Consider the following 17,352-nt stretch of genomic DNA (forward strand, 5'->3'; position numbering starts at 1 on the left):
TGGGTTGTCTTTCGCACAGGGCCCGTCAAGTTTTGCCGGCGGTCGCCGATAGCAACGGACAGCCGGACTGCTCGCCGCCCCATGCTGAAGAAAATTCCAATCCAACAGCTCCGCCTCGGCATGCACCTCCACGCCCTGGAGGGATCGTGGCTGGACCATCCGTTCTGGAAGACCAAGTTCGTCCTGCGCGACCAGAGCGATCTCGACAAGCTCGTGGCGTCTGGCGTGCAAGCCTGCTGGATCGACAGCAGCAAGGGCCTGGACGTCGGCCTGGCGCCCGTGCCGGCGAAGGCGGCACCTGCTTCGGCGCCCGCGGCCACGCTCTCCGCCCCGCCGACGCTCACCCAGGCGACCAGCCTGTCGCAGGAAGTGAAGCGCGCCGCGGTGCTCGTGGCCAAGTCCAAGCAGGCGGTGAAGGCGTTGTTCAACGACGCCCGGCTGGGCAACGCGGTCGATGCCGAGCGCTGCCTGCCGCTGGTCGACGAGATTGCCGGCTCCGTCTACCGCAACCCGAGCGCCATGATCAGCCTGGCCCGGCTCAAGACCCACGACGACTACTCCTACATGCACTCGGTGGCGGTGTGCGCGCTGATGGTGTCGCTCTCGCGCCAGCTCGGCCTGGACGACACCGCCACGCGTGACGCCGGCCTCGCCGGCCTGTTGCACGACATGGGCAAGGCCGTGATGCCCACCGAGGTGCTCAACAAGCCCGGCAAGCTGACCGACGACGAGTTCAAGGTGATGAAGTCGCACCCGCTGCGCGGCTACGAGATGCTGCGCGAAGGCGGCACCGCCACCGAAGGCGCGCTCGACGTCTGCCTGCACCACCACGAGAAGGTGGACGGCAGCGGCTACCCGCACGGCCTGCGCGGCGACCAGATCTCGATGCTCGCCAAGATGGGCGCGGTGTGCGACGTGTACGACGCCATCACCTCCAACCGGCCCTACAAGAACGGTTGGGACCCGGCCGAGTCGATCCGCAAGATGGCAGAGTGGCGCGGCGGGCATTTCGACGACGTGGTGTTCCAGGCCTTCGTGAAGAGCCTGGGCATCTATCCCGTGGGCTCGCTGGTGCGCATGCAGTCGGGCCGGCTCGCGGTGGTGTGCGAGCAGAACCTGGAGTCGCTGGTGTCGCCCAAGGTCAAGGTCTTCTTCTCCACCCGTTCGCAGCTGCACATCACGCCCGAGCTGCTCGACCTGTCCAGCCCGTCCTGCAGCGACCGCATCGCGGCACGCGAATCCAATGCGCAGTGGAAGTTCACCCACCTCGAGGCGCTCTGGGCCGACCCCGAGAGCCTGAAGTTGCACGGCGTGACGGCCTGACCCTTCTCGAGCGCCAGGCCACCAAAGGCTCCTAAACTCGCCGCTTCCTCAGAGCCTGGGAGCGCGCGAATGAAACGCAGCCTGTCGTTTTTTGCTTCGTCCTTTTGTCTCGTGGTGGCCGCCACGTCCACCTCCGCACAGACCCTGCGCTGGGCATCACAAGGTGATGCGCAGACCATGGATCCTTATTCGCAAAACGAGCTTCTCACCAATGCGATGAACGGCCAGGTCTACGAGACGCTGGTCAACCGCGACAAGAAGATGGCGCTCGAGCCGGTGCTCGCCACCGAGTGGACGCAGGTGAGCCCGCTGCAATGGCGCTTCAAGCTGCGCCCGAACGTCAAGTTCCACGACGGCACGCCCTTCACCGCCGACGACGTGGTGTTCTCGGTGCAGCGCGCGGCCGAGGCTACGTCCGACATCGGCGTGTACGCCAATGCGGTCGGCAAGCCGAGGAAGGTCGACAACCTCACCGTCGAGTTCAACCTCGCCGCGGTCAACCCGATCTTCCTGCAGCACATCAGCCTGCTGCCGATCATGAGCAAGGTGTGGGCCGAGAAGAACAAGGCCACCAAGCCGATCGACTTCAAGAACAAGGAAGAGGGCTACGCCTCGTTCAACGCCAACGGCACCGGCCCCTTCATCCTCGTCTCGCGCCAGCCCGACGTGAAGACCGTCTACAAGCGCAACACCGCCTGGTGGGGCAAGTTCGACGGCAATGTGCAGGAGGTGGTCTACACCCCGATCAAGAGCGACGCCACGCGCGTGGCCGCGCTCGTCTCCGGCGAGATCGACCTCGTGCTCGACCCGGCACCGCAAGACCTGCCGCGCCTGCGCAACACGCCCGACGTGAAGGTGCTCGACGGCCCCGAGAACCGCATCGTCTTCATCGGCATGGACCAGCACCGCGACGAGCTGCTCTACAGCAGCGTGAAGGGCAAGAACCCCTTCAAGGACCAGCGTGTGCGCACCGCGCTCTACCAGGCGATCGACATCGAGACCATCAAGACCAAGCTGATGCGCGGGCAGTCGGCACCCACCGGCGCGATCACGCCGTCGCCGCTGGGCACCTACAACGACCCGGCGCTGGAGAAGCGCCTGCCCTACGACCTGGACGGCGCCAAGAAGCTGATGGCCGACGCCGGCTACCCGCAGGGCTTCGAGGTCACGCTCGACTGCCCCAACAACCGCTACATCAACGACGAAGAGATCTGCCAGACCCTGGCCTCGATGTGGGCGCGCCTCAACGTGAAGGTGCGCGTCAACGCGATGCCGCGCTCGACCTACTTCCCCAAGATCCAGAAGCTCGACACCTCGATGTACATGCTGGGCTGGGGCGGTGCCATCACCGATGCCGAGACCACCTTCACGCCGGTGCTGCGCGCGCGTGGTGAAGCGGGCGTGGGCTCGTGGAACTTCAGCAACGCCAAGGACGCCAGGTTCGAGGAGCTGGCCGCGGCCTCCAGCAAGGAGCCCGACCCGAAGAAGCGCGAACAGCTGGTGAAGGCCGCGCTGGCCCGCCACAACGAGCTCGTGCTCAGCATCCCGCTGCACCGCCAGGTGATCCCTTGGGCGATGCGCGGCAAGGTCGACGCGGTGCACCGCCCGGACAACTGGCTGGAGTGGCGCTGGGTCACGGTGAAGTGACCGGTTTCGCGCTCATCACCGATCCCGTCTTCTACGCGGTCGCGATTCCCGCGGTGTTGCTCACGGGGCTGGCGAAGAGCGGTTTCCTGAGCGGCTTTGGTGCGCTGGCGGTGCCGCTCATGGCACTGGCCGTGCCGGTGCCGCAGGCGGCAGCGATCATGCTGCCCTTGCTGCTGGTGATGGATGCCGTCGGCCTGCAGCAGCTCTGGCGCCAGCGGGACAACGCGCTGCTGCGCCTGCTGCTGCCCGCCGGGCTGATCGGCGTGGGGGTGGGCACGCTGCTGTTCGGTGTGCTGTCCAGCAAGACGGTGTCGGCCGTCGTGGGCGCCTTGACGTTGCTCTTCCTCGCGCAGCGGCTCTTCTTTCCGCCCCGGCGCGAGGGCGTGGCGCCCTCCAGGCCGCTGGGCTTTGCGCTTGGCATCGCTTCCGGGTTCACGAGTTTCGTGTCACATGCCGGAGGCCCGCCGATCAGCGCCTACGTGCTGCCGCTGCGCATGCCGCCCTTGACCATGACCGCGACCACGGCGGTCTTCTTTGCGGTGGTGAATTCTTCGAAGTGCATCCCTTACGCCTGGCTGGGCCTGATCGATGCACGCAACCTGGCGACCTCGCTGGTGCTGATACCGCTCGCGCCCGTCGGGGTGTGGCTCGGTGTGCGGCTCACCCGGCGCATCGACCCGACCTGGTTCTATCGGCTGGCCTACACCGGCATGTTTCTCGCCGGTGTGAAGCTGCTGTACGACGGGTTGAGCTGACATGAACGCCATGCCGTCGTTGACGCGACGCAGGCTCTGCCAAGCCCTGGCAAGCGCCGGCGTGCTGACGATGGCGCCCGGCCAAGCCGAGGTGCCGCGCGAACTGCTGGTGGCCAATGTCACTGGCCTCTACACGGTGAAGGTGGCCCGCATCGAAACTCCGCGCAGCGCCGCCGAGGTGTCGGGCCTCTTGCGGGCCTGGCCCGGGCAGGTGTCGATCGGCGGCGGGCGCTACAGCATGGGCGGGCAGGTCGCCATCGCCGACGGCCTGCACCTCGACATGCGCGAGATGAAGGCGCTCGTCTGGCTCAAGGCCGACGAGCGCCGTGTGCGCGTGCAGGCCGGCATGCGCTGGCGCGACCTGCAGGACGTGATCGACCCGCTGGGGCTCGCCGTCAAGACCATGCAGAGCTACGCCAACTTCACCGTCGGCGGGGCGGTGTCGGTCAATGCGCACGGCCGCTACGTCGGCAATGGCGGTGTCGGCCATTCGGTGCGGGCGTTGCAGCTCGTGCTGGCCGATGGCGCCATCGTCGAGGCCAGCCGCGAGCAGCGGGCCGAGCTCTTCCGCGCCGCCATTGGCGGTTATGGCGCGGTGGGGGCGATCACCGAAGTCGAGCTCGACCTCGTGCCCAACGTGCGCATGAAGCGCATCGTGCAGAAGGTGCCGCTCGAGGCGTACGCCGAGTTTTTCCAGCATGCGGTGGCCGGCGATGCGCGCAACGTGATGCACAACGCCGACCTGCTGCCGCCGCACTTCGACCTGCCGGTGGCCATCACCTGGCGCGAGAGCGACGAGCCCCTCACCGAGCCCGCACGCCTGGTGCCGCGCGGCCAGCGGTATGCGCTGGAGCAGAACGTGGTGTGGGCCCTGACCGAGCTGCCGGGTGGCGCGAAGGTGCGCAGATCGATCCTGCACCCGCTGCTCACCGCCGACCCCGCGGTGAAGTGGCGCAATCACGAGGCCAGCCTCGACGTGGCCGAGCTCGAGCCGCGCACGCGCAGCCTCTCGACCTATGTGCTGCAGGAGTACTTCATCCCCGTGCGCCATTTCGTGCCCTCTGCTCGCGGCATGGCGCAGGTGCTGCGCAAGCACGACGTGATGGCGCTCAACATCTCGGTGCGGCACTCGCCGGCCGATGCGCTGTCGCTGCTGCCGTGGGCGAAGGAGGAGGTGTTCTCCTTCGTGCTCTATTACAAGCAGCGCGTGCATGCCTCGGCGCAAGACGCGGTCGGCCGCTGGACGCGCGAGCTGATCGAGTTAGCTCTCGCCCATGAGGGCCGTCACTACCTGCCCTACCAGTTGCACGCGACGCAGGCACAGTTCGACCTTGCCTACCCCGAGGCCGAACGACTGCGAGCGCTCAAGCGCCGTGTGGACCCGGCCGGCAAGCTCACCAACGCCATGTGGGCGCGCTACCTCTAGCCCCTCCGGAGACCTCGATGCCCTCTGCCGACACCCTCGAACGCTTCATTGCCCGCGTCGAAGCCAACGCGCATGTCGAAGCGGTGGAAGAGTTCTACGCCGCCGACTCGACGATGCAGGAGAACCAGAACCCGCCACGCATCGGCCGCGACAAGCATGCCGAGAACGAGCGCAAGGTGATGGCGCGCGCCAGGTCGGTCAGCTCCACCTGCGTGCGGCCGGTGTTCGTGAACGGCGACCATGTGGTGATCCGCTGGATCTTCCACTTTGAGTGGCAGGACGGCAGCCACACCCACATGGAAGAGCTGGCCTACCAGCGCTGGGAGGGCGAGCGCATCGCCGAGGAGACCTTTTTCTACGACCCGGCCCAGCGCGTGCCGAAGAAGCCCTGAACGCCGTTCAGCGGGTTGCGCGCCGCCGCACGCAGTCGATGTAGGCGTGCCCATCGGGCGGCCGCCCGCTGCGCTGCGACTCCCACATCATCTGGCCCAGGCACTCCATCACCTCGTGCTGCGCCTCGTGCGCCGAGCCGCGCTTGGCGGCCAGCAGCTCGTAGGCCTGCTTGATGCCGTGCGGCTGGTCGATGCTGACCTGCTCGCTGATCGAGAGGTGCATCGACAGGTGCAGGAACGGGTTGGTGCGGCCGGCCTCCACGTCGTAGACGGCGGCCAGCGCCGCCTCCAGGTCGTCGAGCTCGGCGTGGTACTCCGGGTGCTCGCCGATCCAGTCGGCGGCCACGGTTTCCATCGGGGTCAGCGGCAGGCCGTCGCGGCGCTTGCGGTGGGCATCGCAGAAGAAGCGGCGAACGTCGTGTTGTGAGGGCGCAAACATGGCCGGATTGTCACGTTTCGAGGGGCGCCTCAATATAGAACGGGCGTGCACTTTCTGGGAAAATGCCGACATTCCCCTCTCGCCATCTTCAGAAACTCCAGGACTCCTGACCATGCCCACCCGCCAATTCCTCATGACCGCCGAGAACATCATGGGCGCCGGCTGCCTGCCCGACGCCATGAGCCTCGTGCAGTCGCGCGGCTACCAGCACGCGCTGATCGTGACCGACGCACCGCTTACCGCCCTTGGCGTGACTGAGAAAGTGGCCTCGCTGCTGCGTGAGCGCGGCGTGGCGGTGACGGTGTTCGACGGTGTGCAGCCCAACCCGACGGTGTCGAACGTGAACGCCGGCCTGGCCTCGCAGCAGCAGGCGGGCGCCGACTGCATCATCTCGCTCGGCGGCGGCTCGCCGCACGACTGCGCCAAGGTGATCGCAGTGCTCGCCACCAACGGCGGCGAGGTGATGGACTACCGCGGTGCCGACAAGGTGAAGAAGGCGCCGCTGCCGCTGATCGCGATCAACACCACCGCCGGCACGGCCAGCGAGATCACGCGCTTTGCGGTCATCACCGAAGAGACGAAGCATCTGAAGATGAACATCGTCGACCGCCAGTTGGCCCCGCTCATCTCGGTCAACGATCCCGAGCTGATGCGCGGCATGCCGGCCTCGCTGACCGCCGCCACTGGCATGGACGCGCTGACGCATGCCGTCGAAGCGTATGTCTCCAAGCTGGCGACGCCGGTGACCGACGCCTGCGCGCTGCACGCCATCAAGCTGATCGGCCAGTACCTCCCGCGCGCCGTGGCGAACGGCAAGGAGGACATCGAGGCCCGCGAGAACATGACCGCCGCGCAGTTCCTCGCCGGCATGGCGTTCAACAACGCCTTCCTCGGCTATGTGCACGCGATGGCGCACCAGCTGGGCGGGCAATACAACCTGCCGCACGGGGTTTGCAACGCGCTGCTGCTGCCGCACGTGGAGGCGGCCAACGTGAGCGCCTGTGCGCCGCGCCTGGCCGAGGTGGCCCGTGCGCTGGGCGTGAATACCATCGACCTCGGCAACGAAGCCGCGGCCCACGCGGCCGTGAAGGCGATGCACGACCTGGCGCGTGCGGTCGGCATCCCGGCCAAGCTGTCGGAGCTCGGTGTGAAGCGCGAAGACTTCCCCATGATGGCCGTCAACGCGATGAAGGACGGCTCGGGTGCGACCAACCCACGCAAGCTGACGCAGCCCGACATCGAAGCGATCTTTGAAGCTGCGTACTGAGCCTATGCACGCAACGGACGCGTGCTCCGTTGCGCAAAGTAGAACCACTCGTTGCCCGGGAGGGCCGCGGGGTTCGGAAACACGATGAAGCCGTCGGCCGGCGCGCGCACCTCGGTGCCGTCGGCCCGCGTGCCGATCAGCTCGCCGGCCTGGAGCGGGTCGTAGCTTGCCCAGGCCCTGGCAAAACGGTCGCCCGGGTCGTGCAGGTCGGTCACCTCGGCAAGGCGCAGGAACTCGATGTCGGTGCGTGCGGGCGGTGGCGCCTCGTCCACCAGGCCCAGCTGCGCGAGCGTGGCGCGGATCGCGCGGTAACCCACCTCGGGCGCCTTCGGGTCCTGGTGCTGGCCGCATTCGAGCGTGATCGCGTAGCCGCCCTGGCTGCGGGTGTATTCGGTGGTGCCCACGCCGTAGCTCGGGTCGGTGCTGAGCATCTGCGCGCGCTGGTTCGGGGCACTGCGTTGCAGCCGGTTCTTCACGCCGGCGGCGTAGGTGTCGAGCCAGCCTTCGACGATGCGGCGCGGGCCGAGTCGCAGCGCGAGCGCCTCTTCTTCGGCCGCGTGTGAAAACGGTTCGAGCGTGCCCGTGTTGTCGGCCGGGCCGATCATCGCGAAGGGCTCGCCGCCGGTGTGGAAGGAATGCAGGTCCAGCAGCACGTCGTGCTCCGCGAGCAGCGGGCACAGCGCGTTGGCAATGCGGTCTTCATAGTCCTGCGGCTCGGCCGTGGGCCGCAGGTTGCGGTTGAGGTTGCGGTCGCCGGCACGCTGGCCTTTCGAATACGCCAGCGGGTTGGTGACCGGCACGAAGGTCACGCTGCCGCGCACGAGCTTGATCGGGCCGCTGTCGAGCTCGGGGAGGATGCGCTCGATGGCGCGCGTGCCGCAGGTCTCGTTGCCATGCACGGCGCCAAGCACGATCAGGCGCTTGCCGGGTTGAAGGGCGCGATAGCTGTGTGTGCGCAGGTACGTCTGGTTCATGGGGTGATTCCTTCGCCGGGCGTCGACGACCCGTCGGGGCTCCAGCTTCCGGTGCGCAGCTTGCGCGATCGCGCTTCCTCGCGCTCCTTGGCCCAGAGCTGCTCCAATTGTTGGCGGCCTTGCTTGGCCACGGCGATGAGCTGGTCTTCGTCTTCCCGGTGCAGGCGCATCTCTTCGAGCAGCTCGATGCTGTGCTTGCGGAAGCGCAGCGCCAGGTTGCGTGCCTGGTGCGGATGCCATCCGAGGAGCTCGAGTACTGACCGGCCGCTCATCAGCGCCGAGTCGAGCGTCTCTCTTTCGATGAGCGTCACACCGCGCTCGCGCAGCCCGTAGTAGTGGGTCACGTTGCGGGCGCGGGCGACGATGTGCAGGTGCGGGAAGTGCTCCTTCGCCATGTCGACCACCTTGAGGCTTTGCTCCACGTCGTCGATGGCCACCACCAGCACATGGGCCTTGTCGGCGCCGGCCGTGCGCATCAGGTCGAGGCGGGTCGCGTCGCCGTAGAAGGCGGGCCAGCCGAAGCGGCGCACGCCTTCCACCTGCTCGGCGTCGTGGTCGAGCACCGTGGCCGAGATGCCGTTGGCAAAGATCAGGCGGCCGACGATCTGCCCGTAGCGGCCGAAGCCCGCGATGATCACCGGCGCATGCTGCATCTCGTGGATCTCATCGAGCTTCACGGCCTTGTGCTTGGCCAGGCGCGGCGTGAGCCACTTGTCGGTGGCGACCAGGGCCAGCGGCGTCAGCAGCATCGAGATGGCGACCGAGGCCACCAGCAGCGAGGAGGTCGGCGCGTCGATCACCCCTGCCACCGCCGCGGTCTGGAAGACGACGAAGCCCACCTCACCGCCCTGCGCCAGCAGGATCACGAAGGGCGCGCGCTCCGCGAGCGGGATCGGGATGGCCTTGGCCATGCCCACCAGCACCAGTGTCTTGATGACGAGGAAACCCACCACGATGCCGGCCACCAGCAGCGGCTGCTTGAGCACGACTGAAAAGTCGATGGTCATGCCGATCGCGATGAAGAAGAGGCCCAGCAGCAGGCCCTTGAAGGGCTCGATGTCGGTCTCGAGCTCGCGTCGGTATTCGCTCTCGGCGAGCAGCACGCCGGCGAGAAACGCCCCGAGCGCCATCGACAACCCGACCGAGTGCATCAGCGCCGCCGTGGCCACGACGACCAGCAGCGAGGCGGCGGTGAAGATCTCGGGGGCGTCGCTTCCGGCGATCCAGCGCAGCGCCGGGCGCAGCAGCAGGCGGCCACCGAAGATGATCGCGGCCACCACCCCGATGGCCTTGGCCGCGCCCAGCCAGCCGCTGCCCTCGGCATGGCCGCTCACCGCGAGCAGCGGGATCAGCGCCAGGATCGGGATCGCCGCCACGTCCTGCAGCAGCATGGTGCTGAGCATGCTCTGCCCGGAAGTGGTGGGCAGCAGGTTGCGTTCGTTGGCCACGCCGAGCCCGGTGGCGGTGGACGAGTCGGCCAGACCCAGCGAGGCGACGAGCGCGATGCGCCAGTCGACGCCGAACGCAACCGCGACGGCCGTCATCAGGGCCGCCGAGCCGAAGAGCTGCACGCTGCCCCAGCCGAAGATGGGCTTGCGCAGGGCCCACAGCCGGCGCGGCTCGAGCTCCAGGCCCACGATGAAGAGCATCAGCACCACGCCAAACTCCGCGAAGTGCAGGATGTCCTGCGCGTCGGTCACGAGCCGCAAGCCCCAGGGGCCGATGGCGATGCCAGCGACCAGGTAGCCGATGATGGAACCGAGCCCGAGCTTCTTGGACAAGGGCACGGCCAGAACGGCCGCAGCGAGGTAGATCAGGCTGCCGGTGAGCCAACCGCCGTGTTCCATCAGGCGGCCTCCACCGGCAGGGGCGCCACGGCCGGCGGGCGCGCGGAGGGCGGCACCTCGCAGGCGAGGCACTGTTCCAGGCCTTCCAGCTCGGCCCAGTTGGGGTAGCTGGCCAGGCGCTCGACCAGCGTGTCGGCCTGCGATTCCAGCTCTTCAGGGCGCGTGCGGTGCGCGCCGTGCAGCACCATCGGCGGCAGGAAACGCATGCCGCACAACGTGGCTGTCTGCTCGTAAGGGGGCAGGAAGGCGTCGAAGTGGTAGCGGTTGTAGCCGGTCGGGCGGTAGGAGTCTTCGGGCCCGCCGGTGCTCGTGACGAGCCAGAGGTCCTTGCCCTGCAGCGCCGTGCCGCCCGGGCCGTAGGCCCAGCCATAGGTCAGCACCTCGTCGACCCACAGCTTCATCAGCGGGGGCATGTGGTACCAGTGGATGGGGTGCAGCCACACCACCAACCGGGCCGAGGCGAGCGCGGCCTGCTCGGCGGCCACGTCGATCAGGTAGTCGGGGTAGAGCGCATAGAGGTCGCGCACCAGGGCGCGCTGCGCGTTGCCGGCGGCTTCGTGCAGGCGCCGGTTCACGCGTGACTGCTCCATCTGCGGATGGGCGCTGATCACCAGGATGTCTGTCGCATCGGCCATGAAATGGTGGGTAAGTCTTGAGTGGGGGCCAGAAGAGTGCCCGTTAACATAACCGCAAACAGCGTCTGCGGTGCGGGGCTGCACGTTCCGCGCCACCATCGAGGCACACCAAGGGGATACAAGCATGCCGGTGATCGTGGTCGCCAATCCGAAGGGTGGTGTGGGCAAGAGCACCTTGTCCACCAACATCGCAGGGCTGCTCGCCCACCAGGGGCATGCGGTGATGCTCGGCGACGTGGACCGGCAGCAGTCGGCCCGCACCTGGCTCAAGCTCAGGCCCGAGGGTTTGCCCCCCATCACCGGATGGGACGTGGGCCAGGACGACATCGTGCGCCCGCCCAAGGGCACGACCCACGTGGTGCTTGACACGCCCGCCGGGCTGCACGGCAAGCGGCTCGAGCAGGTGCTGAAGATCGCCGACAAGATCATCGTGCCGCTGCAGCCCAGCATCTTCGACATCCACGCCACGCACGACTTCATCCGCGAGCTGCTCAAGAGCCGCCGCAGCGACAAGGTCGAGGTCGGCGTGGTCGGCATGCGCATCCGCGAGGGCACCATCTCGGCCGACCAGCTGAAGAGCTTTCTTGGCACCTTGGAGACGCCCGTCATCACCTTCCTTCGTGACACTCAGAACTACGTTCACCTGGCCGCGCGTGGGCTCACTTTGTGGGACGTGGCACCGAGCCGGGTCGAGCGTGACCTCCCGCAATGGCAACCCCTCATCACCTGGATCAATGCATGAGAACGTTCGAGAAGATCTCTGACCTGCAACCCCTCGTTGGCCAGGAGCTGGGCGTGAGCGAGTGGATGACGATCACGCAGGAGCAGATCAACAAGTTCGCCGAGGCAACCGGCGACCACCAGTGGATCCACATCGACCCGGAGCGCGCCAAGGCCGGCCCCTTCGGCACGACGATCGCGCACGGCTTCCTCACGCTGAGCCTCTTGCCCGAGATGACGGCCAAGGCCTTCCGCGTCACCGAGACGCGCATGGGCGTGAACTACGGCCTGAACAAGGTGCGCTTTCCATCGCCCGTGCCGGCTGGCAGCAAGGTGCGTGGTCGCTTCAAGCTGATCGAGTACATCCCGCTCGAAGGCGGCGCCCAGATGACGGTCGAGTGCACGATGGAACGCGAAGGCTCCGACAAGCCCGTCTGCGTGGCCGAATCGCTGGCGCGTCGATATGCCTGACCTGTCGGCCTGACACCAGCCGTCCCAGTTTTCCCCAATCGGAGGGGGTGGGTGCTCCACCGGGCTCGCATACGATGCCGGCTGCAAAAACCTCCGGGGAGTACAACAATGAAGGTGCTGCTGGTCGATGACCATCCGCTGATCCTGTCGGCGCTGCAGACGGTCATCAAGGGCCTGGGCGACCATGTCAACGTGGTTGGCGCAGGCAGCGGCCGGGCCGCACGGGAAGCCTTGCAGAAGGAAGACGATTTCGACCTCGTGCTGCTCGACCTGCAGCTGGGCGACGAAAACGGCTTCGACCTGCTGACCGAGTTCCGCGCCGGCTACCCGGCGTTGCCGGTGGTGGTGGTGTCGGCCTCCGACCGTGCGAGCGATGTCATCCGCTCGATCGACCTCGGCGCCATGGGCTTCGTGCCCAAGCGCGCGACCAACGAGACGCTCTTCGAAGCGCTGCACATGGTGATGTCGGGCGGCATCTACGTGCCGCCGATGAGCATCGGCAGCGATGCCACCCCGCCGGTGAACGGCGGCCGGCGCCGCACCGACAGCATGATCACCGCGCCCGGCCCGCTGCACGTCGTCAACCAGGAAGCCAACGGCGGGAGCTTCCAGCGCCAGCCAAGCCTCGCATCGCTCGGGCTCACGCCGCGCCAGACCGACGTGCTCGCCCTCCTGCTCAAGGGCAACCCCAACAAGCTGATCGCGCGCGAGCTGGGCCTGTCGGTCGAGACCGTCAAGGACCACGTGGCCGCCGTACTGCGCGCCCTGAACGTGAGCTCGCGCACCCAGGCCGTGCTGGCCGTGAGCCAGATGACACAGCAGTACGGTGACTTCTCGGCCTGGCGCAACGGAAACGCCAGCTGAGATGAACATCACCCAGAGTCCGGAAAAGTCCGCGCCTCTGGGTGAGGTGCAGGCCGGGGGCAACGGCTTCGACCCGGCCACCCGCGCCATGCTCGACGACCAGGCCTCGGCCGAGCGCGTGAGCGACATCTACGCCTACCTGCCCATCACCACCGTGGCGATGGTCGTGGGGGTGGTCGTCACCGTGGCGCAGTACTGGACGCTCGTGCCCAGGGCGGGCATGGTGGCGTGGCTCATCGCCCTGGGCCTCCTGGGCGTGGCGCGTTCGCTCATGTACCGGGGCTTCAAGAAGCGCCGCAGCAACGACCGCGAATCCCTGCTGCGCTGGTACCAGGCCTGGCGTGCCACCACGCTCGTGGCCGGTTGCCTGTGGGGCCTGGCAGCGTGGTTCTTCTTTCCCTATGGCGGGGCGGCCGAGCAGCTCACCCTCATCCTCACGATCTACAGCTACTGCATGGCCGGGATGCAGATCCTCTCGCCGCAGCACAACACCTTCTACGAGTTCTGCGCGCTGTGCCTGACGCCGCTCGTGGTGCGCGTGGCGCTGCCCGGCGATACCGCCAACCTGATGCTCGCGGGCTACCTGCTCGTGATCTTCGGCATCACGATCATGCTGGCGCGCCTTTACCGCAAGAACAACGAAGGCTTGGTGCAGATTAAGGTGCGCCTCGACCAGCTCACGCTGCAGCTGCGCGCCGAGAAGGCCGCGGCCGAGGCCGCGAGGCAGGAGGCCGAGGTGGCCAATCGCGCGAAGACCCAGTTCTTTGCGGCGGCGAGCCACGACCTGCGCCAGCCGCTGCACGCCATGGGCCTGTTTGCCGAAGCGCTGCGCCAGCGAAGCCACGACGAGGAGGTCACGCAGCTGGTGGCGAGCATCAACGGGTCGGTCGATGCGCTGGAAGGCCTCTTCTCCGAGCTGCTCGACATCACGCGCATCGACACCGGCGGTGTCGACGTGACGCCCGAGCATTTCAACGTGGGCGACATCTTCCGCAAGCTGCGCCTGCACTTCGAGCCGGTCGCCTTCGAGAAGGGGCTCGCGCTGCGCTTCCGCGGCGCGCAACACAACCTGTACGCCGACCCGGTGCTGGTGGAGCGCATCCTGCGCAACCTCGTCTCCAACGCCATCCGCTACACCAACGACGGCACGGTGCTCGTGAGCTGCAGACGCCGCAACGGCCGCATGCTGCTGCAGGTGTGGGACACGGGTGTGGGCATCCGCGAGCGCGAGCAGGAGCACATCTTCGAAGAGTTCTACCAGGTGCCCTACAGCGAGTCGCTCACGCCACAGCAGCGCAAGGGCCTGGGCCTGGGCCTCGCGATCGTGAAGCGCCTGGCCGGGCTGATGCAGGCGCCGCTGCGGCTGCGCTCGCAGCCGGGGCGTGGCTCGGTGTTCTCGCTCGAGTTCCCGCCGGGCAAGGCGCCGCGTGTGCGGGAGCCGAGCGACGTGCGCGGCAAGCTGCCCATCGGCCTGACGCTCGATCGCCGCTTCATCGTGGTGGTGGAAGACGAGCCCGCGGTGCGTGGCGGTCTGGAGGTCCTGCTGCGCGGCTGGGGCGCGCGGGTGCTGTCGTTCGAGACGGCCCAGGAGGCGCGTGCCTGGGCGCAGCACGCCGACCTCGCCAACGAACTGCCCGACCTGCTGATCGTCGACTACCGCCTGGAACAGGGGCACACCGGGATCGAAGTCATCCAGGCCATGCGCTCCCGCTTCGGCCAGGGCGTACCGGCCATCATGGTCACTGGCTCCACCATGACACAGCACGACAGCGAAGCCGCCGAGCACGACTTCCACCTGCTCATCAAGCCGGTCGTGCCCAACAAGCTGAGGGCGATGATCGGCTTCAAGCTGGGCGTGCGTTCAGGGTCCGCCTGACGGCGCAGCCTCGGCCCAGCAGAACGCCGACTTCAGAACTCCAGGTTGTCGATCAGGCGCGTGGTGCCGAGGCGTGCTGCGCCCAGCACGACGAGAGGGCCGTGCGCATCGGCGGCCGTGGGCGGCAGCAGATCGCTGCGGCGCCTGACGGTGAGGTAGTCGGGCTGCCAGCCGCGGGAGGCGAGACGAGCGCTCGCATCGGCTTCGAGGTGAGCCAGGGCGCCGGGTTGGGCGCGATAGGCATCGGCCAATTGCTTCAGCGCCTGCGACAACGCCAGCGCTTCACTCAGCTCCGGCGCGCTCAGGTACCCGTTGCGCGACGAGAGCGCGAGGCCTTGGTCGGAGCGGCGCGTCTCGCCGCCTTCGATGGTGATGGGCAGTGCGAACTGCTCGACCATGCGGCGGATCACCATCAGCTGCTGGTAGTCCTTCTTGCCGAAGACGGCGACCCTGGGTTGAACGATGGTGAAGAGCTTCATCACCACGGTCGCCACGCCGACGAAGAAGCCGGGGCGAAAGTGGCCTTCGAGGATGTCCGCGAGCGCCGGGTCGGGGTGCACCTTGAAGGTCTGCGGCTGCGGGTACATCTCGCGCTCGTCGGGGGCGAAGACGAGGTCGCAACCGGCGCCCTTGAGCAGCTCGGCGTCGCGTTGCAGCGTACGCGGGTAGCGGTCGAAGTCTTCGTGCGGCGCGAACTGCAGCCGGTTGACGAAGATGCTCGCCACCACCGGCAGACCGTGGGCCTTGGCCTGGCGCACGAGTGCGAGGTGACCTTCGTGCAGGTTGCCCATGGTGGGCACGAACGCGCAGGCCTGCGGGCCGGGCAGGGCGGCGCGCAGTTCGGCGATGGTGTGCAGGACCTTCATCTCTGTCGATCGTTCAATAGCCGTGGACGGCGTCGTCCGGGAAGCTGCGCGATTTCACCGCGGCCACATAGGCCTCGATGGCCGCCTTGATGCTCGGTGCGCCATCCATGAAGTTGCGCACGAAGCGCGGCAGCTTGCCTTGCGTGACGTTGAGCATGTCGTGCAGGACCAGCACCTGGCCCGAGCAGGCGCTGCTCGCGCCGATGCCGATGGTGGCCATCGCGACGCTCTGGGTGATCTCTTTGGCCAGCGCTGCGGGCACGAGCTCGAGCACGCACATCGCGGCGCCGGCGTCCGACAGCTCCTTGGCGTGCTGCTTCAGTATGGCCGCGCCATCGGCGCTCTTGCCCTGGATGCGGTAGCCGCCGATCGCGTGCACCGACTGCGGCGTGAGGCCTAGGTGCGCACACACCGGCACGCCGCGATCGACGAGGAAGCGCACCGTCTCGGGCGTCCAGCCGCCGCCTTCGAGCTTGACCATTTGCGCGCCGGCCTGCATCAGCACGGTGGCGCTGCGCATGGCCTGCTCTTTCGATTCCTGGTAGCTGCCGAATGGCATGTCGCCCAGGACGAAGGCATTGCGGTTGCCGGCCTGCACGCTGCGGATGTGGTACGCCGTTTCTTCCAGCGTGACCGGCAGGGTGCTTGATCGGCCCTGCAGCACCATGCCGAGTGAATCTCCGATCAGGAGGGTGTCGACCCCGGCGGCGTCGAGCAGCTTCGCGAAGCTGGCGTCGTAGCAGGTCAACATGGTGATCGGCTCACCGGCGGCCTGCATCTCGCGGATGCGGTGCAGCGTGACGGGCTTGCGCTCTTTCGGCGCGGCCGTGCCGCCGCCGTACAGGGATTGCTCTGCGCCGCTCATGAGGTCGTCATCCCGAGCTTGGCCAGCAGCTCTTGGTCGGCCTGCACGTCGGGGTTGCCGGTGGTCAGCAGCTTGTCGCCGTAGAACATGGAGTTGGCTCCGGCCAGGAAGCACAGGGTCTGTACCGCTTCGCCGAGCTGCTGGCGGCCGGCCGACAGGCGCACACGCGACCTCGGCATGGTGATGCGGGCGACCGCGATGGTGCGCACGAACTCGAGCGGGTCGAGCTTCTCGCTGCCGTGCAGCGGCGTGCCAGGCACCTGCACGAGGTTGTTGATGGGCACCGACTCGGGGTATGGGTCCATGTTGGCGAGTTCGGCGACGAGTGCGGCGCGCTGCGTACGTGTCTCGCCCATGCCGACGATGCCGCCACAGCATACCTTCACGCCGGCGCCCCGCACGCGCTGCAGGGTGTCGAGCCGGTCCTGGAACTGGCGGGTGCTGATGATGTCGCCGTACTTGTCGGGTGCAGTGTCGATGTTGTGGTTGTAGTAGTCGAGGCCGGCTTGCTGCAGCGTCTCGGCGTGGCCGTCTTCCAGCATGCCCAGCGTGGCGCAGGTTTCCAGGCCCAGCGACTTCACGGCGCTCACCAGTTCAGCCACCTTCTCGATGTCGCGGTCCTTCGGCGAGCGCCAGGCGGCGCCCATGCAGAAGCGGGTGGCACCGGCGGCCTGCGCGCGCTTGGCGGCGTCGAGCACGGCGTCGCAGTCCATGATCTTGCTGGCCTCGACGCCGGTATCGTAGCGTGCGGCTTGCGGGCAGTAGCTGCAGTCCTCGGGGCAACCGCCGGTCTTGATCGACAGCAGCGTGGACAGCTGCACCTCGGTCGGGTCGAAGTGCTCGCGGTGCACGGTCTGTGCGCGGTGCATCAACTCGGTGAAGGGCAGGTCGAAGAGGGCCTCGACTTCGGCCACGGTCCAGCGGCTGGCGGCCGCGGGTGCGGCAGGCTTGCGAGGGTGGACGCGGACGGCGGTTTCTTGCATGC

The 17,352-nt window shown here is 67.6% G+C and carries 17 protein-coding genes; 10 read left to right on the plus strand and 7 right to left on the minus strand.

Annotated features, from left to right (window positions below; all coding sequences use genetic code 11):
* Window positions 1-81: 81 nt before the first annotated feature.
* From JI745_RS22080 to JI745_RS22100, 5 genes are all read left to right on the plus strand, one after another.
* Window positions 82-1,323 (plus strand): HD-GYP domain-containing protein, encoded by a 1,242-nt coding sequence (locus tag JI745_RS22080; RefSeq protein ID WP_201811894.1) that lies wholly within the window; start codon window positions 82-84, stop codon window positions 1,321-1,323.
* A gap of 69 nt (window positions 1,324-1,392) precedes the next feature.
* On the plus strand, window positions 1,393-2,970 hold the full coding sequence (locus tag JI745_RS22085; RefSeq protein WP_201811896.1) for an ABC transporter substrate-binding protein: 1,578 nt from the start codon (window positions 1,393-1,395) through the stop codon (window positions 2,968-2,970).
* On the plus strand, window positions 2,946-3,725 hold the full coding sequence (locus JI745_RS22090) for a sulfite exporter TauE/SafE family protein (RefSeq protein ID WP_310738731.1): 780 nt from the start codon (window positions 2,946-2,948) through the stop codon (window positions 3,723-3,725). The genes JI745_RS22085 and JI745_RS22090 overlap by 25 nt, the downstream gene beginning before the upstream one ends.
* A 10-nt stretch (window positions 3,726-3,735) precedes the next feature.
* Entirely contained in the window at window positions 3,736-5,151 is a 1,416-nt protein-coding gene (locus tag JI745_RS22095; RefSeq protein ID WP_236675093.1) for an FAD-binding oxidoreductase, read from the plus strand.
* A 17-nt stretch (window positions 5,152-5,168) separates the two neighbouring features.
* Window positions 5,169-5,543, plus strand: coding sequence for a nuclear transport factor 2 family protein (locus JI745_RS22100; RefSeq protein WP_201811899.1), 375 nt, complete (start codon window positions 5,169-5,171; stop codon window positions 5,541-5,543).
* Window positions 5,544-5,550: 7 nt separating this feature from the next.
* Here the strand turns inward: JI745_RS22100 and JI745_RS22105 are convergent, their stop codons facing one another.
* Window positions 5,551-5,982: a DUF1841 family protein gene (locus tag JI745_RS22105; protein WP_201811901.1), complete on the minus strand. Its 432-nt coding sequence runs from the start codon at window positions 5,980-5,982 to the stop codon at window positions 5,551-5,553.
* Window positions 5,983-6,094: 112 nt separating this feature from the next.
* Here JI745_RS22105 and JI745_RS22110 point away from each other — a divergent pair, with 112 nt between their 5' ends.
* Window positions 6,095-7,249: an iron-containing alcohol dehydrogenase gene (locus JI745_RS22110; protein WP_201811903.1), complete on the plus strand. Its 1,155-nt coding sequence runs from the start codon at window positions 6,095-6,097 to the stop codon at window positions 7,247-7,249.
* A gap of 2 nt (window positions 7,250-7,251) precedes the next feature.
* On the opposite strand, the gene JI745_RS22115 is transcribed toward JI745_RS22110, so the two are convergent.
* From JI745_RS22115 to JI745_RS22125, 3 genes are read right to left on the minus strand one after another with little or no spacing between them, the layout of a single operon-like run.
* Window positions 7,252-8,223, minus strand: a complete 972-nt coding sequence (locus tag JI745_RS22115) for a succinylglutamate desuccinylase/aspartoacylase family protein (protein ID WP_201811905.1) — start codon at window positions 8,221-8,223, stop codon at window positions 7,252-7,254.
* Entirely contained in the window at window positions 8,220-10,070 is a 1,851-nt protein-coding gene (kefC, locus tag JI745_RS22120; protein ID WP_201811907.1) for a glutathione-regulated potassium-efflux system protein KefC, read from the minus strand. The genes JI745_RS22115 and kefC overlap by 4 nt, the downstream gene beginning before the upstream one ends.
* On the minus strand, window positions 10,070-10,705 hold the full coding sequence (locus JI745_RS22125; RefSeq protein WP_201811909.1) for an NAD(P)H-dependent oxidoreductase: 636 nt from the start codon (window positions 10,703-10,705) through the stop codon (window positions 10,070-10,072). The genes kefC and JI745_RS22125 overlap by 1 nt, the downstream gene beginning before the upstream one ends.
* A gap of 124 nt (window positions 10,706-10,829) precedes the next feature.
* Here JI745_RS22125 and JI745_RS22130 point away from each other — a divergent pair, with 124 nt between their 5' ends.
* From JI745_RS22130 to JI745_RS22145, 4 genes are all read left to right on the plus strand, one after another.
* Window positions 10,830-11,447: a ParA family protein gene (locus JI745_RS22130; protein ID WP_201811911.1), complete on the plus strand. Its 618-nt coding sequence runs from the start codon at window positions 10,830-10,832 to the stop codon at window positions 11,445-11,447.
* Complete coding sequence (locus tag JI745_RS22135; protein ID WP_201811913.1) at window positions 11,444-11,896, plus strand: MaoC family dehydratase; 453 nt, start codon at window positions 11,444-11,446, stop codon at window positions 11,894-11,896. The genes JI745_RS22130 and JI745_RS22135 overlap by 4 nt, the downstream gene beginning before the upstream one ends.
* Window positions 11,897-12,004: 108 nt before the next feature.
* Entirely contained in the window at window positions 12,005-12,760 is a 756-nt protein-coding gene (locus JI745_RS22140; RefSeq protein ID WP_201811915.1) for a response regulator transcription factor, read from the plus strand.
* 1 nt (window position 12,761) lies between these two features.
* Window positions 12,762-14,636, plus strand: coding sequence for a hybrid sensor histidine kinase/response regulator (locus JI745_RS22145; RefSeq protein ID WP_236675094.1), 1,875 nt, complete (start codon window positions 12,762-12,764; stop codon window positions 14,634-14,636).
* A gap of 32 nt (window positions 14,637-14,668) precedes the next feature.
* Here JI745_RS22145 and panC read toward each other — a convergent pair whose 3' ends face one another.
* From panC to bioB, 3 genes are read right to left on the minus strand one after another with little or no spacing between them, the layout of a single operon-like run.
* A complete protein-coding gene (panC, locus tag JI745_RS22150; protein ID WP_201811917.1) occupies window positions 14,669-15,502 on the minus strand; it encodes a pantoate--beta-alanine ligase in 834 nt (277 codons plus the stop codon).
* A gap of 13 nt (window positions 15,503-15,515) precedes the next feature.
* Window positions 15,516-16,367, minus strand: a complete 852-nt coding sequence (gene panB, locus JI745_RS22155; RefSeq protein WP_201811920.1) for a 3-methyl-2-oxobutanoate hydroxymethyltransferase — start codon at window positions 16,365-16,367, stop codon at window positions 15,516-15,518.
* Window positions 16,364-17,350, minus strand: a complete 987-nt coding sequence (gene bioB, locus JI745_RS22160; protein WP_201811922.1) for a biotin synthase BioB — start codon at window positions 17,348-17,350, stop codon at window positions 16,364-16,366. The genes panB and bioB overlap by 4 nt, the downstream gene beginning before the upstream one ends.
* Between the last annotated feature and the right edge of the window lie 2 nt (window positions 17,351-17,352).

The organism is Piscinibacter sp. HJYY11 (assembly GCF_016735515.1).
Lineage (GTDB): Bacteria > Pseudomonadota > Gammaproteobacteria > Burkholderiales > Burkholderiaceae_C > Rhizobacter.

Excerpts from the sequence above, each read along its gene's own strand:
- JI745_RS22080 (WP_201811894.1), top strand. The coding sequence starts at position 82 with ATGCTGAAGAAAATTCCAATCCAACAGCTCCGCCTCGGCATGCACCTC.
- JI745_RS22085 (WP_201811896.1), top strand. The coding sequence starts at position 1,393 with ATGAAACGCAGCCTGTCGTTTTTTGCTTCGTCCTTTTGTCTCGTGGTG.
- JI745_RS22095 (WP_236675093.1), top strand. The coding sequence starts at position 3,736 with ATGCCGTCGTTGACGCGACGCAGGCTCTGCCAAGCCCTGGCAAGCGCC.
- JI745_RS22100 (WP_201811899.1), top strand. The coding sequence starts at position 5,169 with ATGCCCTCTGCCGACACCCTCGAACGCTTCATTGCCCGCGTCGAAGCC.
- JI745_RS22105 (WP_201811901.1), bottom strand. The coding sequence starts at position 5,982 with ATGTTTGCGCCCTCACAACACGACGTTCGCCGCTTCTTCTGCGATGCC.
- JI745_RS22110 (WP_201811903.1), top strand. The coding sequence starts at position 6,095 with ATGCCCACCCGCCAATTCCTCATGACCGCCGAGAACATCATGGGCGCC.
- JI745_RS22115 (WP_201811905.1), bottom strand. The coding sequence starts at position 8,223 with ATGAACCAGACGTACCTGCGCACACACAGCTATCGCGCCCTTCAACCC.
- kefC (WP_201811907.1), bottom strand. The coding sequence starts at position 10,070 with ATGGAACACGGCGGTTGGCTCACCGGCAGCCTGATCTACCTCGCTGCG.
- JI745_RS22125 (WP_201811909.1), bottom strand. The coding sequence starts at position 10,705 with ATGGCCGATGCGACAGACATCCTGGTGATCAGCGCCCATCCGCAGATG.
- JI745_RS22130 (WP_201811911.1), top strand. The coding sequence starts at position 10,830 with ATGCCGGTGATCGTGGTCGCCAATCCGAAGGGTGGTGTGGGCAAGAGC.
- JI745_RS22135 (WP_201811913.1), top strand. The coding sequence starts at position 11,444 with ATGAGAACGTTCGAGAAGATCTCTGACCTGCAACCCCTCGTTGGCCAG.
- JI745_RS22140 (WP_201811915.1), top strand. The coding sequence starts at position 12,005 with ATGAAGGTGCTGCTGGTCGATGACCATCCGCTGATCCTGTCGGCGCTG.
- JI745_RS22145 (WP_236675094.1), top strand. The coding sequence starts at position 12,762 with ATGAACATCACCCAGAGTCCGGAAAAGTCCGCGCCTCTGGGTGAGGTG.
- panC (WP_201811917.1), bottom strand. The coding sequence starts at position 15,502 with ATGAAGGTCCTGCACACCATCGCCGAACTGCGCGCCGCCCTGCCCGGC.
- panB (WP_201811920.1), bottom strand. The coding sequence starts at position 16,367 with ATGAGCGGCGCAGAGCAATCCCTGTACGGCGGCGGCACGGCCGCGCCG.
- bioB (WP_201811922.1), bottom strand. The coding sequence starts at position 17,350 with ATGCAAGAAACCGCCGTCCGCGTCCACCCTCGCAAGCCTGCCGCACCC.